Genomic DNA, 13,254 nt, shown 5'->3' on the forward strand with positions numbered 1-13,254 from the left:
TTATGCGTATATTTGCATAGCTCCGCTTGCAAAGTTTGCTGCGATGCACAATATCGGGGCTCTAGGGATTCGAACGCCTCCTTGAGGGTAACCAAGAGGAGTTCTGACGTGGCACACCAACAAACGACCCCTGCGAAGCCTGCCTGGGGCTATGTGCGGACCCTGATCCAGCAGGAAGAGCTGCCGCTTCTGCGCGACCACCTGCTGAGACTCGATCCTGAAAGCCGGCACGACCGCTTCAACGGTTTCCTCGACGACAGTTTCATCGAACGTTACGCAGCCAAGTGCGCCGACGACGGTACGGTCATCGTCGCCTACATCATCGACGGCATCGTTCGGGGTGCAGCCGAGCTGCATCCGCCGGAAGACGCTTCTCCGGACTCGTTGCCCGAAGCCGCATTCAGCGTCGAAGCTTCTGCACGCCGGCAGGGGATCGGAACCATGCTGTTCCGGCGGCTGATCGCGGAAGCGCGCTGGAAGGACTACAAGGGCCTGCGCATCACGACCGGCGCGGAGAACCATGCCATGCGCTCGCTCGCCAATAAGTTCGGCGCGCATCTGGTGTTCCGACACGGCGAAACCACCGGCACCATCGATCTGGCGAAGACTCCGGAGGATGAGCTGGCTGATCTGGTTGCGGCACCCTTAAATGCGAGCCGCGCGCTCATGAGCTTCAACCGCACCTGCTGGAGACTGTTCTCCAGCATGTACAATGGTCATCACCACGCGGCGTAGTGCAGTCGCAGCGCACCGGGTCCGGTCCGCTGCGACGTCCATTCTGATGAGTGAAAGCGGGAGCGCGCCGCGATCAGGTCGCGGTGCGCTTGTCGTTGCCGAAGCGCCTGACGACGCGGCGTTCGACCACGACCGAACGCTGGGCGCCTTGTTCGCCCGCGATCACGCGCGTGGTGCCACGCGCGTTGGCGCGCGCCTGCTTTTTCACTTCAGCCTGTACCATTTCGAGCGGCAGCCCCATCAGTGCTGCGGCGATTTCCGCCTGCGCTTCCTGGTCGTCGGTAATGCCGACGGCCGCGAAAATCGCTTCCTCCAGCGTCGGCGGATCTCGCCGAACGCGCCGCGGTCCATATTTGGTGTTCCAGTCTTCACTCATATCCGGCCTCGATTCGATCCGGGATACCTAGTGCCGCCTATGTTGCATTGCAATAATGAATTTGGTGTGGCGGTTTACTTATTCCTGCGCTGTTTCGTTGCTTATGACGGCGACGAACCGAAAGCAGCGAGTTCGACCGATGGTCGCGGCCATCGTTTCAGCGCTGCACGCCCGGCGTCAGTAAGCACGTAGACTCCGCGCTCTGCGCGATCGAACCAGCCGTAGTAGTTGTGCAGGAGAATCTTGCCGGCGTCCGGAATCTGCGTGCGCAATTCCCGCACGCGACGCGGACCACCGGCGAGCGCAGAGGCGCAGGCGAGCGCCCGTTGGCGATAGGCGGTCATGATTGGCGTGCGCGTGCTGCCGCCGAGAGCCGGGTCGCCCTGTCGGCGCTGGTGCTCGGCGACGAGCCGTGAACGCTTCTTGGGATCGCGACGCGGGCTCGCCGTCGCCGGTTTGACCAGCACTTCGATGCCGCCGCAGTCGGTCACACCGAGCATGCCGAACCCAAGGCGGCGGCACAGGTTGCGATAACGAGCGTCGCTCTCCCGTCCCTTGCCGCGCGCGGACATCCTGGCGGCAATCCAGATCTCATCGCACGCCGATGCACGATCGACGGCCTGCAACAGCAGTTCAAGATTGAAGGCGAGCTTCAATTCGCCGACCACCACGATCGGCGGATCGTCGCCGCTCAGCGCGAGGACATCGCAGCCGCCGACTTCGCCCTTCACCGTAAAGCCGAGCTTTTCCAGGAAGCGTTTGACGGGCAGATAAAGCGCGGTTTCCACGAGAGCTCCAATTGCGACTCAGCCACCGGAGTCTAACTCAGCAACTCAGAATGGGTCGCAGGATAATCCGAACCCATGGAGCGACCCATTAAGGTTGATTCGGCTTCGCGCTTGGGTCCGAAGCAATGTGGGAATATTTGCATCGACAATTCTTCGACAATTCTTGGCGAAGTTACACGAGGAGTTTCCTATGGACCTTCTTTCGTTGGATCGTAACGTTTCTCATGACGCGCCCATCGTGCCTGAGCACGCTGGCGAAATCGGCACGACGGCCCATCAAGGCGTGGTCGACGAAATCTGCAATCTGAACTGGCGCGATCTGTCGGCTGACGAACTCACGAACGTCGCTTGGGCCTACTACTTCTTCTCGAAGCAGTTCTGCCAGAACGTCGGCATCGCCCGCGTCCTTTTCCCCGACGACCAGCGTCTTGAGGAACTCGACGCCGGCGAGCGGAACACCGACAATCTTTCGCCCTATCCGGGCGTCGTCGACTCCGGCGAGAAGGCGGATCATGACGAGTTCATGCGCCGGACGTTGATGCTGTCGCCCATCGAAGAGAGCCGCCGTCGCCGCCTCGAGGTGCTTGGTTCAGCCTATTTCGACACGGTTTATGCGATCGACGCCGTCACGCGCGCCAAGAGTCTGGCGACCTACGAGGATGGCGGGCTTGAAGCCGTGTTCAGGTCTGTCCTTCAGGCCCAACATTGGGACACCGCGTTGCTCAAGGCGTTCAAGCATTTTCTTGTCGGTCATGTCGCCCTCGACAGCAATCCGGAAACTGGTCATGGCGCGCTGTGCCGCCATATCGTTCCGACCAGGGATGTCGTCCAGCTCTGGGCCGCGTTCAGGGATATCCTGATCGCTGCAGCACCGAGTTTGAAGGCCAAGAAGAGCTGAGACCGGTTTTCTAAGTACAACGCTTCAAGTGCTGTTCCTGACACCCGGCTTCTCGCATGGAAGCCGGGTGGACTTGTCTTTGGGTTGATGTTGCCGGTCGGCAGCCATTGATCTGACTCATGCAAACGCGTTGTACGCTAAGTCCGGCCGCCGACCGGGATCAGCGCGCCGGTGATCCCGCTGGCGGCATCGCTCGCAAGGAACAGAATGACCTCGGCGAGCTCCTTCGGAGTTACCCATTTGGAGAAGTCCGCATCTGGCATGCCGGCGCGGTTTGCCGCCGTGTCGATGATCGACGGCAGCACCGCGTTGACCGTGATCCTGCCTTTCCACTCGTTGGCGAGCGCCTCGGTGAGGCGATGAACGCCGGCCTTCGAGGCCGCATAAGGCCCCATGCCGGCGGCGGACTGCAAGGCACTCATGGCGCCGACGTTGATGATCCGGCCCGCATTGGTTGCCGCAAGATACGGGATCGCGGCACGCGACGCGTTGAGCGCTGTCAGGACGTTGAGCGCGTACAGGTGCTTCCAGGTCTGAGCATCGCCTTCGGCGACCGTCTCGAATGAAAAGCCGCCGGCGGTGTTGACGAGCACATCAAGTCGGCCGAAGTGACTTGCCGCGGCCTTGATCGCCTGGCGCGCCTGCATCTCGTCGGAAAGATCGACGCCGCCGATCCGGATGTGATCGGGTGTGGCTTGTTGCTGCGATGGTGTGTGGTCGATGCCCGCGAGGCGTGCGCCGCGCGCAAGCGCAACTTCGGCAACGATCTTGCCCAGCGCACCGTTCGCGCCGGTAATGGCGATCACCTTTCCCGTCATACGGGTCTCCGGGTGAGGGACGAGGTAACACATTACGTCAGGCGGCACTGTTTGCAAGATTGACGGAGATCCTTGAGTCGCGGCGAAGCTCCGCGGTCGTTTTTTCCGGGACGCGGGGGACGATAAGATTTTCGCATGCGCAGAGTCGTCTTGATCACGAACGCGATCGTCGCACTGCTCATGCAGATCGCGTCGATGCAGCGGGTGAAAGATCAGTGGTAGCGACGGTTCGGACCGCTTTCTCCGGGTCAGGACTGCAGATAGCGCGCCTTGAGTGCTGCGCGCTCGACAGGCCCGACACCGAGACCTTCCTGGAGATAGTTTTCGAGATCGCCATAATCGGCACGGATGGCTTCCAGGCCGGCCGCAAGATAGGACGCTTCGACCGAGCCGATGGCCTGCAGCACCTCCTCGGGCAGATCGGTGCCCGATGACGGATCGCGACGATAGAACTGGTTGGTGAGCAGGTAGTCCTCGGAGATGGTGTTGTCGGATACGCCAAGTGCGTAGAGGATCAGCGCGCAGGCAAAGCCCGTGCGGTCCTTGCCGGCCGTGCAATGGATGACGAGCGGCGCGCTGTTCTCCTGCAGGTGCGCGAATAGCGCGCGGAAGCTGTGCGTGTTGCGACGGACATAGTTGCGATAGGATTCGCGCATGATCTCCAGTGCATCCGCCGCGCACAGCGACCCGGCGGCAAGACGTGCGCGCAGTGCCGCCACCACGGTGGGTTCGATCGGCAGCGAATGCACCGTGATCTCCGCGAGCCCGCAGAGCGCCTCCGCGCGCTCGTCCAACCCGCGAAAATCGAACGCGCTTTTGACGCCAAGGCTGCGGACGATCTCGACATCGGCGGGGGTGAGATGGCCGAGATGGTTGGAGCGGAAGAGCTGTCGCCAGCGGATGATGCGACCGTCGGTCGCGGGGTAGCCGCCGAGGTCGCGGAAATTGCTGGCGCCTTGCAGCTTGAGGTGGCGGGCAGGAGAATCTGACATCGGATGAGGTTGGGTTATGCTTGTGCTGCGTGGGGACGCAGGCTCCTGCGCCGCGACGTATTACAGGGGACGAGGATGGGCCGGCACAAGGCCATTATTTTGGCTGCGGTCTTTATGACGGGTGGAACTTTGGCCTGCACTCTGCCGTGCATCGCGCAGACGTTCCAGAGCTATCGCTGCGCCGACGGCACCCGGTTCATTGTGGGCTTCTATCGATCCGATCCGCGCGCCTATATCCAGATCGATGGCCACGAGGTCACGCTGGGCAAGAGGCCGACCTTCTCGGGCGTCCGGTATTCAGGCCGAGGCATCACTCTGCAGATCGGCAAGACCGGGACCACGGTAAAGCATCTTAAGCGGCCGGCCACGACCTGCGAGCTGAGCTAAGCCAGCCAAACAACAAGAAGGGTCGAAACGATGCGGTTTCGACCCTTTTCAATCCTCCGTCGGACGACTTCCACCGCGAGACGACACCAAAGCCAGACCCGGCATCAGTGCTCCCATTTCGGCTTGTCTTCCTGGATCGCTGCCTGGTGATACCAGCTGCTGCTGCAGAGCGCCTCGTTTGCCAGCGACGGGCCCTGATCGGCCGGCAGCAGGCTCTCGCCCTGGCGGCGAGCATCGGCACGGCCGCCGACGGGGAATTGGTAGATCTTTGCGGACCCTCGGTCCAAGGTCTTGTTCGCCATTTCCATCTCCTTTGGCCCCAAGGCGCCAGGCCTCGATGGTGCGCCCGACTCGTTGGCTGGTGGTTACCGTCCGCATATCGTCGGGTGCCTTGAGCGATGCAATGTGCTGAAAACAAAATCATTTGTGGCCCAATTTGTGGGCAAACGCCGTTTTGCTTCCTGTGAGGCACCCGACGACTGACCAACGTTTAAGCCGCTACGAAGGTTGCGGAACGCGCGGGTCACCTTGAACAATGTTGCGAGCGGATGGCGCGGGTTTGGTCGCTCATGCTGGATGACCAGGAGCTGCTCTCAATTCGGGCATTTTCAGCAGCCTTTCGCGCTTTCAAGGCAAGCTCGCCGCGCCGCTGTGACGCACCATCAGGGTAGGCCGGCTGGCAGCTCTCGAGAGGGCGCTTGAGCTGCCTGAAGGGGCCAAACTGCGACGTTTTGGCACGCAAAATGCTTAGAATCCGCCGGCCGATGTGGCCGGGTATGCGCGCGGAACCGCCCGGTTCTGCCCCTTTCGCATCATCTACAGAGAGGCTCAATGACCAAGTACAAGCTCGAGTATATTTGGCTCGACGGATACACGCCGACTCCGAATTTGCGCGGCAAGACTCAGATTAAGGAATTTGCTTCGTTTCCGACGCTGGAGCAGCTCCCGCTGTGGGGCTTTGACGGTTCGTCGACCCAGCAGGCCGAAGGCCACAGCTCTGATTGCGTGCTGAAGCCGGTCGCCGTCTTCCCCGACGCCGCGCGCTCCAACGGCGCGCTGGTGATGTGCGAAGTCATGATGCCGGACGGCAAGACGCCTCACCCATCCAACAAGCGGGCCACCATCCTCGACGACGCCGACGCCTGGTTCGGCTTCGAGCAGGAATACTTCTTCTACAAGGACGGCCGTCCGCTCGGCTTCCCGGCAGACGGCTATCCCGCTCCGCAGGGTCCGTACTACACCGGCGTCGGCTTCAAGCAGGTCGGCGACATCGCTCGCAAGATGGTCGAAGAGCATCTCGACCTCTGCCTGGCGGCCGGCATCAACCACGAAGGCATCAACGCCGAAGTGGCGAAGGGGCAGTGGGAATTCCAGATTTTCGGCAAGGGCTCCAAGACCGCGGCCGACCAGATGTGGATCGCCCGCTATCTGCTGCTGCGCCTCAGCGAGAAGTACGGCGTCGACATTGAATTCCACTGCAAGCCGCTCGGCGACACCGACTGGAACGGCTCGGGCATGCACTGCAACTTCTCGACCAAGTACATGCGCGAAACCGGTGGCAAGGACTACTTCGAGAAGCTGATGGAGGCCTTCAAGCACGCCCGTGCCGACCACATCGCGGTCTATGGTCCGGACAACCACATGCGCCTGACCGGCAAGCACGAGACCGCGTCGATCGACACCTTCAGCTACGGCGTGGCTGATCGTGGCGCCTCGATCCGCGTCCCGCATTCCTTCGTCAACAGCGGTTACAAGGGCTATCTGGAAGACCGTCGTCCGAACTCGCAGGGCGACCCCTACCAGATCGCGTCGCAGGTCCTGAAGACGATCGCGACCGTTGCCGCCGGAAGCAAGGTTGCGGCTTAAGCGCGCCGCCTGATTGGCTACGGCCCGGGTCGAGGCATCCGGGCCGCTGGATGATCCGCCAGAGATTCCCGGCTCTGGCGGATCATTTTCTTCCGATGCGGGAGGCTGATCTCACGACAGGTCAGTGAATTGAAGCAGTGACCGCATTCACCGCGTCGGGCCGATTTCGAACGCACTGCCGACACCCGCCCGTGTCTCGCGAACGCTGCTGAAGCCTTGAATTTGCCCGCGCACCGGCGCAACTTTCGCAACATGCGGAAACTGCTTTACGCGATCCTGTTTGCCGCCGCGATGCCTGCGGTCGCGCACGCGCAATCGGCCGATCTTGTCCTCTGCGATCGCCTTGCGGCGGATCCGAGCGACCCGGACAAGCCGGCCGATGTCAAGGGCGTGGCGGAGGTGGCGGCCTCCGATATCGCAACCGCGATCAAGTTCTGCAGGCAGGCGGCCGGCTCCTCGCGCCGCGCGATGTTCGAGCTCGGGCGAGCCTATGCCGCGAACCGGCAGATGACGGAAGCGATCGCCGCCTGGCGCAAGGCGGCCGACAGGGGCTCGACGTCGGCGATGGTTGAACTGGGCGTGCTTTTTGGCACCGGAGCGGGCGTTGCAAAGGACGAAGCGCAGGCGCGCAAACTGTTCCAGCGGGCGGCGGAGGGCGGCAACCCGCGCGGGGTCACCAATCTTGCGGCGCTCGGCGGCGGCACCACGCCGTCTGACCCGGCGCGGGCGAGGGAGCTGCTCGGCAAAGCCGCCGAAACCAATGCCGAGGCGCAGTATCAGCTTGGCCTGATGCTTTCCAATGGCACCGGTGGCAATAACGACGACGTGGCCGCGCGTGCGCTGTTCGAGAAGGCGGCGGCGCAGCACCATGCGGGTGCGCTGGAGCGCATGGGTGCCTTCGCCGAGCAGGGCCGCGGTGGTCCGAAGGATAGTGCGACGGCGAAAGCCTATTACGAACGCGCCGCCGCGCTTGGCGATCCGGATGCCAAGAAAGCGCTCGATCGCTTGCGCTGTCCCTATGCCATCAAGGACAAGCGCGGCAATGTCGTTACCAATCTGTGCTTCTGACCAAGCCGAAGCTTTCGACGTCCGACGGCGAGAGCGGTTGGCCTGTGCCGCCGGGAATCCGTGGCGGGGACGCATTGTTTCGTCGCGGCGGCTTTAACCTGGATCAAGGCGCGGGGTGGCGAAGGGGACCTACCTTTTGGAAAGGGGGCTCGTCATGCCGTTTGCCTGCAGGTTTCGCTACGCTGGTCTGGTCGTTTCGCTCATCCTGGCGTGGGTAGCGCTGGCCACCCAGCCCGCGCTGGCCGAACGCAAGATCGCCTTCGTTGTCGGCAATTCCGGCTATGTGAACGTGCCGCGGCTTCCCAATCCGCGAAATGACGCAAGCGACGTGATCACCCGGCTGAAGGGACTGGGATTCGAGGTCATCCCGGGACTGGATCTCGATCGCAATACGTTCCTTGCTTCGCTGGCGAGGTTCGGGCGAGCCGCCGAGGGCGCCGACGTCGCCTTGTTCTTCTACGCCGGCCACGGCCTGCAGGTGAACGGCCAGAACTACCTTGTCCCGACCGACGGGAAGGCGGAGTACGAGGCCGAACTCGACATCGCGCTGATTCCGGTCTCGCTGGTGATGCAGCAACTCTCGCGTGGCAGCCGGGTGAACATCGTCATCCTGGATGCGTGTCGGGACAACCCGTTTGCCAAGGATCTGTCGCGGACGCTCGGCACACGTTCGGCCACGGCGCTCGGGCGCGGCTTGAGCCGCATTCAGACCGCGTCGGGTACGTTCATCGCGTTCGCGACCCAGCCGGACAATGTGGCGCAGGATGGCGACGGCCGAAACAGCCCGTTCACGCAGGCACTTCTTGCCCACATCGAGCAGCCCGGATTGTCGCTCCCGGACCTGATGATCGAGGTGCGGAACGAGGTCATGCGGCAGACCAATGGAAAACAGGTGCCGTGGGATTCCTCCTCGCTCACCGGCCGCTTCTCGTTCAAGATCGAAGGCACGATCACGGTGACGCCGGAAGGCACCGGAGGCGCCAAGCTGTCGAATCCTCCGACCACGCCGTCGGTCGATCAGAAGGCGCTGGAATTGGCAGTCTGGCGTGCCATCGAGCGTTCGAACGATCCGGCAGCGTTCGAGAAGTTTCTGACGGATTTCCCGAGCGGGGTCTTCGCCTCGGCGGCGCGAGAACGCATTGCCGCGTTGCGACCGCCTGCCGCCGATGTTCCGGCAAGAACGCCGTCGCTGGCGCCGCGGGATGCGTGTGTCGAGGCCGCGACCATCGACGATGATTTCACCGCGTCCGGCAGGCTGACCGGCATGAGCCATGGCGTGATCCTGGCCAAGGGGCCGAATGGCGGCGCCAGCTTTTCGCGCAAACGCGAAAGCCGCATCGTCTATCCGTATGGCGGCAGCAGGCTGCCGAGATCGGGCACGCTGGAGTGGTTGATCAACGTCTCGAGCGGTTACTTCTATTCTGGGGGAAAGCTCCACGAAGGCGCCGGCTGCGCCCTGATTTTTACGACCGACATTCAGAACGGTGACGTCACATGGCCGGGCAGCGCCTGGCTCCACGTCTGCAACAACGGGGACATGCGTTTTCATGTCGCCGGCGCGAAATATGAAGCGGGCGGACGTCCCGAATTCCGGCTCGAGGCCAAGGGGACTGCGTTCCGTTATGGCGAGTGGCACCGAATCGGGGTCAGCTACGGCAGCCAGGGCCGCTACGTCATGCTCGACGGCAGGCTGGTTGCTTCGGACGCCGGGATGACGCAGCAGTTGGGAGCGGGTGGCACCCACCAGGCGGCGATCGACCAACCGACCATTGGCGAATCCGTCTCGGGATTCTGGCCCAACAATAAGCACGAAGGCGGATTCGAAGGCACGCTGGCGCGTTTCCGCGCATCTGATGTGCAGCGAAACTGGTGCGTGTCACGATAACGTGCGCGCCTTGCCGAATTAGCTTGATCGATCGCAATATCCGATCCAGAGAGCGGCTGCAGGATGGTGCACAATGGGTCGCAGGGAGCGTGGAATGAAATTGCGAGGTTGGATGATTGGCACGTTGATGCTCGGTGCATCCGTGCCGCTTGCGCTTGCCCAGTCCGACATGAGATCGCCGTCCTCATCTTCATCCGAACAATACGTGCCTCGCCTGGGTGACATCATGAGCGGGGTGCAGGCGCGCCACGTCAAGCTATGGTTTGCCGGCAAGGCACAAAATTGGGGGCTGGCCGAATTCGAACTGCGCCAGCTCAAGGCAGGCCTGACGGAGGCCGCGTTGCTCTATTCCGGCATTCCCGTCACCAATGTCACGACGCTGGACGGGCCGCTGACCGACGTCTCCGACGCGATTTCGGCCAAGGACGGTCGCAAGTTTGCCAAGGCGATGAGTGGGCTCACCGACGGCTGCAATGGCTGCCACCAGTCGATGGGACGCGGCTTCATCGCGATACGGATCCCCACCCAGCAGCAACCGTTCGGCAATCAGCAGTTCGCGCCACAGCGATGAGGGAAGCCGACGGGCGCATCCGCGATTGAGCGGAAGAATCATCGAGGGAGAGCTCCATGATCCGCAAGTTGCGATCGGGCGAATATCGGCTCTACTCACGGAAGATCAACCCGAAGACCGGCAAGCGGCGCAATCTCGGCACGTTCAAGACGCGGGCGGCTGCCGAGCCCAGTGTATTGCTGTGGGCTTTGCCATTTCTTTTTGGACGATACAACGATTCGTTGCATAGACTGCGCCATTCTGATTCTAGGTTGATCTACGGCGGGGGTTTTCTTTGGAACCGGATTACGCACTCAATTCAGTTGGGATTCAAAATCTTATTCAGCTCGTGGACGAATCCGTGCGGGCTAGCCGCGAAGGCGTTAAGCATTTCGTAGAGCCAACGCCGGGCGTGCTCGCGAAAGCGAAAAGCAAGCGCCACAACATCATTTTCGGGAGACGAGGCTCAGGCAAATCAAGCCTCTTACAAAAGATTGCGGCCGATCTGACTGTTGATCGAACACCTATTGCTTTCGTCGATCTCGAGACATTCAAGCAGCACAGCTATCCCGATGTGCTATTGAGCATCCTGATCAAGAGCTTCGTTGAGGTAAGGCGTTGGCTCGACACAGCTGCGACGCACCCAGCCAACAAAACCTCTTTTTGGCGGAAGCTTTTTGGTTCAGCGCCGACTAAGCCTGGCTTTAATCGTGCAGGGACCAAGGCCCTTTCTGACGACTTCGGTAAGATGATTGGCGAGCTAAACGCGTTTCTGCTGAGTGCCGACGAGTCAAAAATAAGAGAGAGCGCCAAAGACGAAAGCGGAAATGAGACGAAAGCGGCCCTCTCTGCGAAGCTGCCCCACACGGGTGTAGGTGGGGAATTATCAGCGAGCCAGACCGATAAAGCGAGCACTGAGACACAAAGCGAATACACTTCGAAGAAAATCGAAGTCTTACACCGGAACATTATGCGCTATCAGGACCTGTTTGGCCGCCTATCACAGCTTGCAGGCGGTCCATCTTTTCTTTTGCTCGATGACCTTTATCACCTGCGTCTGAACGATCAGGCAAGTGTCGTGGATTATTTCCACCGTATCGCGAAAGGAACGAACCTCTGGCTAAAGATTGGGACGATACGACACAGATCCAGATGGTATGTCCTTGGTCATCCCCCGATAGGCATGAAACTAGGTGATGATGCTGATGAGATCGATCTCGACGTCACTTTGGAGAAGTACGACGTAACCAAAGCATTCCTGATGAAGCTCCTGAGCCAATTCGCGGCAGAGGCCGCAGTTTCGTTGCAATCAATTTTGGCCGAAGGCGCCAGGGATCGACTAGTGCTAGCCAGCGGTGGTGTCGCGCGCGATTTTCTGACCATTTTCAATCGATCAGTTCAGGTCGCCCGTGAGCGCATAATTGCCGGGAAGCTCGCGCGAGGCGCGAAGGTTGGAAGCGAGGATGTAAATGTTGCTGCCGGACAGCTAGGGATATTCAAAGAGGAGGAGTTTAACAGGGACACTGGCACGACGGAAGATCGTGACCGTCTGTTGTCCAACTTCCAAGATATTTTGAACTTCTGTATATTTAAGACGAAGGCAAATTGTTTCTTGATCGAAAAGGATATGACGTCGCCGTTTGTCGAAACCGTTAACGAGCTTGTTGATCTCAAATTCCTCCATCGGGCAAAATTTAGAGTAACAGTTCGAGATCGAACCGGTCGCCTCTATGATGCATACATGCTTGATTTGAGCCAGTACACTGGCGAGCGCGCTCGTAAAGATTTCGATCTCGTCAAATTCTGGGGGGCTAGTTCGGATGATGCCCTTCGCAAAGCAAGCCTTATTTATCTTGAGCGAGCTTAGCAGCGTAAGTTCACGATAGGCCGCAATGGATCGTTGGCCCAAGATCACTTCTGAAGGCGAGCACGTTGGCGCCTATTCCCAAGAAGGTGGCTCGAATCACAAGACACAATTGCCGCGCCTGTTTTATTGGGATGGGTTTTCCCAAACGAAGTTACTCCGAGGTTGAGATGACCGTGACCCATGAAATTGCTGTAGAACGCCTTGGGGCTGCCGGAGCCAAAGAAGTGGCTGATCTTGTCTCTTTATTCCGAAACTCAGATGGAACGCTCGGCGGGTGGGACGGGTGAGCGACCACACTTATCTATTGCTCTTTTTGTTTCAGAATCGCGGTGACAGTGCATCAATTGACCTTCGTCTGCGGCGCATCGTGAAGCGCATGGCCCGCCGCGGATCAAGGGGGCGCTCCCGGTGATGGCGACGAAATCCGACAGGTCCCGCCGGACACAGGCGACGTCGGTCAGCTCCGCCATGTGCGGCTTGAGGATCTCGGCGATCTTCTGGCCATAGAGCAGGCACTTGTCCTTGGTCGGCACCTCCAGCAGATAGCGGACGGCGACCTTGTCGGCCTGGCCGGTCTTGGCGACGGCGAGGATGTCGGACAGATGCACGGTCGCCTCGGTCTCGACGACGCATCCGCCGAGACTAAAGGAACAGACGGCGACGAAAGCGAATCGGCGAAGCATATCTTTCTCCATGGCAGCCGGGCGAAACCTCAGAACCCGGTCACACTACCGGTAAAATCGAAAGATAAGCTAAAGGCGACCCCATCACGGGGTTGCTCTCGCTGCCAGACGACGCGTTGCCGCCGATCCTGCAGCCCGTAGGGCGGATCAGCGCAGCGTGATCCGCCATGAATACGGACGCCTTTGGCGGCGCAATACGCTGCCGCTATTGCGCCCTACGCGCTTGCGAAGCATGGGGCTTTCGGCACCGCCTACAGTCAGGCGAAAGCTTTACGCGAAGCCGATATGCAGAAGTGGATGGCGGTGAGCCCGCGACTGGCTGCACAGTGGCAAAGTGCCAA

Annotated in this window: 14 protein-coding genes; 8 read left to right on the forward strand and 6 right to left on the reverse strand. The window is 60.7% G+C overall.

Going from position 1 to position 13,254, the window contains the following annotated elements; genetic code table 11:
* The first annotated feature begins 108 nt into the window (after nt 1-108).
* Nucleotides 109-735, forward strand: a complete 627-nt coding sequence (locus HY852_RS13745) for a GNAT family N-acetyltransferase (protein WP_291605266.1) — start codon at nt 109-111, stop codon at nt 733-735.
* Between the two features lie 73 nt (nt 736-808).
* On the opposite strand, the gene HY852_RS13750 is transcribed toward HY852_RS13745, so the two are convergent.
* Together HY852_RS13750 and HY852_RS13755 are read right to left on the reverse strand one after the other, a co-directional pair.
* Complete coding sequence (locus HY852_RS13750) at nt 809-1,111, reverse strand: hypothetical protein (protein WP_291605267.1); 303 nt, start codon at nt 1,109-1,111, stop codon at nt 809-811.
* A 101-nt stretch (nt 1,112-1,212) separates the two neighbouring features.
* Entirely contained in the window at nt 1,213-1,899 is a 687-nt protein-coding gene (locus HY852_RS13755) for a DUF2161 domain-containing phosphodiesterase (RefSeq protein WP_291605268.1), read from the reverse strand.
* A gap of 190 nt (nt 1,900-2,089) precedes the next feature.
* On the opposite strand from HY852_RS13755, the gene HY852_RS13760 reads away from it, so the two are divergent.
* Nucleotides 2,090-2,797, forward strand: a complete 708-nt coding sequence (locus HY852_RS13760) for a hypothetical protein (RefSeq protein WP_291605269.1) — start codon at nt 2,090-2,092, stop codon at nt 2,795-2,797.
* Between the two features lie 137 nt (nt 2,798-2,934).
* Here HY852_RS13760 and HY852_RS13765 read toward each other — a convergent pair whose 3' ends face one another.
* Together HY852_RS13765 and HY852_RS13770 are read right to left on the reverse strand one after the other, a co-directional pair.
* A complete protein-coding gene (locus HY852_RS13765) occupies nt 2,935-3,615 on the reverse strand; it encodes an SDR family oxidoreductase (RefSeq protein ID WP_291605270.1) in 681 nt (226 codons plus the stop codon).
* Nucleotides 3,616-3,863: 248 nt separating this feature from the next.
* Nucleotides 3,864-4,607, reverse strand: a complete 744-nt coding sequence (locus HY852_RS13770) for a tyrosine-protein phosphatase (protein WP_291605271.1) — start codon at nt 4,605-4,607, stop codon at nt 3,864-3,866.
* A gap of 75 nt (nt 4,608-4,682) precedes the next feature.
* Here HY852_RS13770 and HY852_RS13775 point away from each other — a divergent pair, with 75 nt between their 5' ends.
* Nucleotides 4,683-4,994 carry an MliC family protein gene (locus HY852_RS13775; RefSeq protein WP_291605272.1) on the forward strand — a complete coding sequence of 104 codons (312 nt, stop codon included), beginning with the start codon at nt 4,683-4,685 and terminating at the stop codon, nt 4,992-4,994.
* Between the two features lie 104 nt (nt 4,995-5,098).
* Here HY852_RS13775 and HY852_RS13780 read toward each other — a convergent pair whose 3' ends face one another.
* Nucleotides 5,099-5,296 (reverse strand): DUF2735 domain-containing protein, encoded by a 198-nt coding sequence (locus HY852_RS13780; protein WP_291605273.1) that lies wholly within the window; start codon nt 5,294-5,296, stop codon nt 5,099-5,101.
* Between the two features lie 529 nt (nt 5,297-5,825).
* On the opposite strand from HY852_RS13780, the gene HY852_RS13785 reads away from it, so the two are divergent.
* The 5 genes from HY852_RS13785 (at nt 5,826) to HY852_RS13805 (ending at nt 12,230) form a co-directional block, all read left to right on the forward strand.
* Nucleotides 5,826-6,860 (forward strand): glutamine synthetase beta-grasp domain-containing protein, encoded by a 1,035-nt coding sequence (locus tag HY852_RS13785; RefSeq protein ID WP_291605274.1) that lies wholly within the window; start codon nt 5,826-5,828, stop codon nt 6,858-6,860.
* Nucleotides 6,861-7,112: 252 nt separating this feature from the next.
* Nucleotides 7,113-7,928, forward strand: a complete 816-nt coding sequence (locus HY852_RS13790; protein ID WP_291605275.1) for a tetratricopeptide repeat protein — start codon at nt 7,113-7,115, stop codon at nt 7,926-7,928.
* Between the two features lie 154 nt (nt 7,929-8,082).
* Entirely contained in the window at nt 8,083-9,813 is a 1,731-nt protein-coding gene (locus HY852_RS13795; RefSeq protein WP_291605277.1) for a caspase domain-containing protein, read from the forward strand.
* Nucleotides 9,814-9,907: 94 nt separating this feature from the next.
* Nucleotides 9,908-10,384 (forward strand): hypothetical protein, encoded by a 477-nt coding sequence (locus HY852_RS13800; RefSeq protein WP_291605278.1) that lies wholly within the window; start codon nt 9,908-9,910, stop codon nt 10,382-10,384.
* A 274-nt stretch (nt 10,385-10,658) separates the two neighbouring features.
* The gene (locus HY852_RS13805; RefSeq protein WP_291605310.1) at nt 10,659-12,230 is read left to right on the forward strand and encodes an ATP-binding protein; all 1,572 of its coding nucleotides are present in this window, start codon (nt 10,659-10,661) and stop codon (nt 12,228-12,230) included.
* Between the two features lie 254 nt (nt 12,231-12,484).
* On the opposite strand, the gene HY852_RS13810 is transcribed toward HY852_RS13805, so the two are convergent.
* Nucleotides 12,485-12,913 carry a hypothetical protein gene (locus HY852_RS13810; protein WP_291605280.1) on the reverse strand — a complete coding sequence of 143 codons (429 nt, stop codon included), beginning with the start codon at nt 12,911-12,913 and terminating at the stop codon, nt 12,485-12,487.
* Nucleotides 12,914-13,254 lie beyond the last annotated feature (341 nt).

It is taken from the genome of Bradyrhizobium sp. (assembly GCF_016213215.1).
In the GTDB taxonomy this organism is placed as follows: Bacteria; Pseudomonadota; Alphaproteobacteria; order Rhizobiales; family Xanthobacteraceae; genus Bradyrhizobium.

Bases quoted from the DNA above. Each gene is read 5' to 3' on its own strand.
- HY852_RS13765 (WP_291605270.1), bottom strand. From the start codon at position 3,615: ATGACGGGAAAGGTGATCGCCATTACCGGCGCGAACGGTGCGCTGGGC.
- HY852_RS13775 (WP_291605272.1), top strand. From the start codon at position 4,683: ATGGGCCGGCACAAGGCCATTATTTTGGCTGCGGTCTTTATGACGGGT.
- HY852_RS13800 (WP_291605278.1), top strand. From the start codon at position 9,908: ATGAAATTGCGAGGTTGGATGATTGGCACGTTGATGCTCGGTGCATCC.
- HY852_RS13760 (WP_291605269.1), top strand. From the start codon at position 2,090: ATGGACCTTCTTTCGTTGGATCGTAACGTTTCTCATGACGCGCCCATC.
- HY852_RS13785 (WP_291605274.1), top strand. From the start codon at position 5,826: ATGACCAAGTACAAGCTCGAGTATATTTGGCTCGACGGATACACGCCG.
- HY852_RS13770 (WP_291605271.1), bottom strand. From the start codon at position 4,607: ATGTCAGATTCTCCTGCCCGCCACCTCAAGCTGCAAGGCGCCAGCAAT.
- HY852_RS13750 (WP_291605267.1), bottom strand. From the start codon at position 1,111: ATGAGTGAAGACTGGAACACCAAATATGGACCGCGGCGCGTTCGGCGA.
- HY852_RS13810 (WP_291605280.1), bottom strand. From the start codon at position 12,913: ATGCTTCGCCGATTCGCTTTCGTCGCCGTCTGTTCCTTTAGTCTCGGC.
- HY852_RS13780 (WP_291605273.1), bottom strand. From the start codon at position 5,296: ATGGCGAACAAGACCTTGGACCGAGGGTCCGCAAAGATCTACCAATTC.
- HY852_RS13790 (WP_291605275.1), top strand. From the start codon at position 7,113: ATGCGGAAACTGCTTTACGCGATCCTGTTTGCCGCCGCGATGCCTGCG.
- HY852_RS13795 (WP_291605277.1), top strand. From the start codon at position 8,083: ATGCCGTTTGCCTGCAGGTTTCGCTACGCTGGTCTGGTCGTTTCGCTC.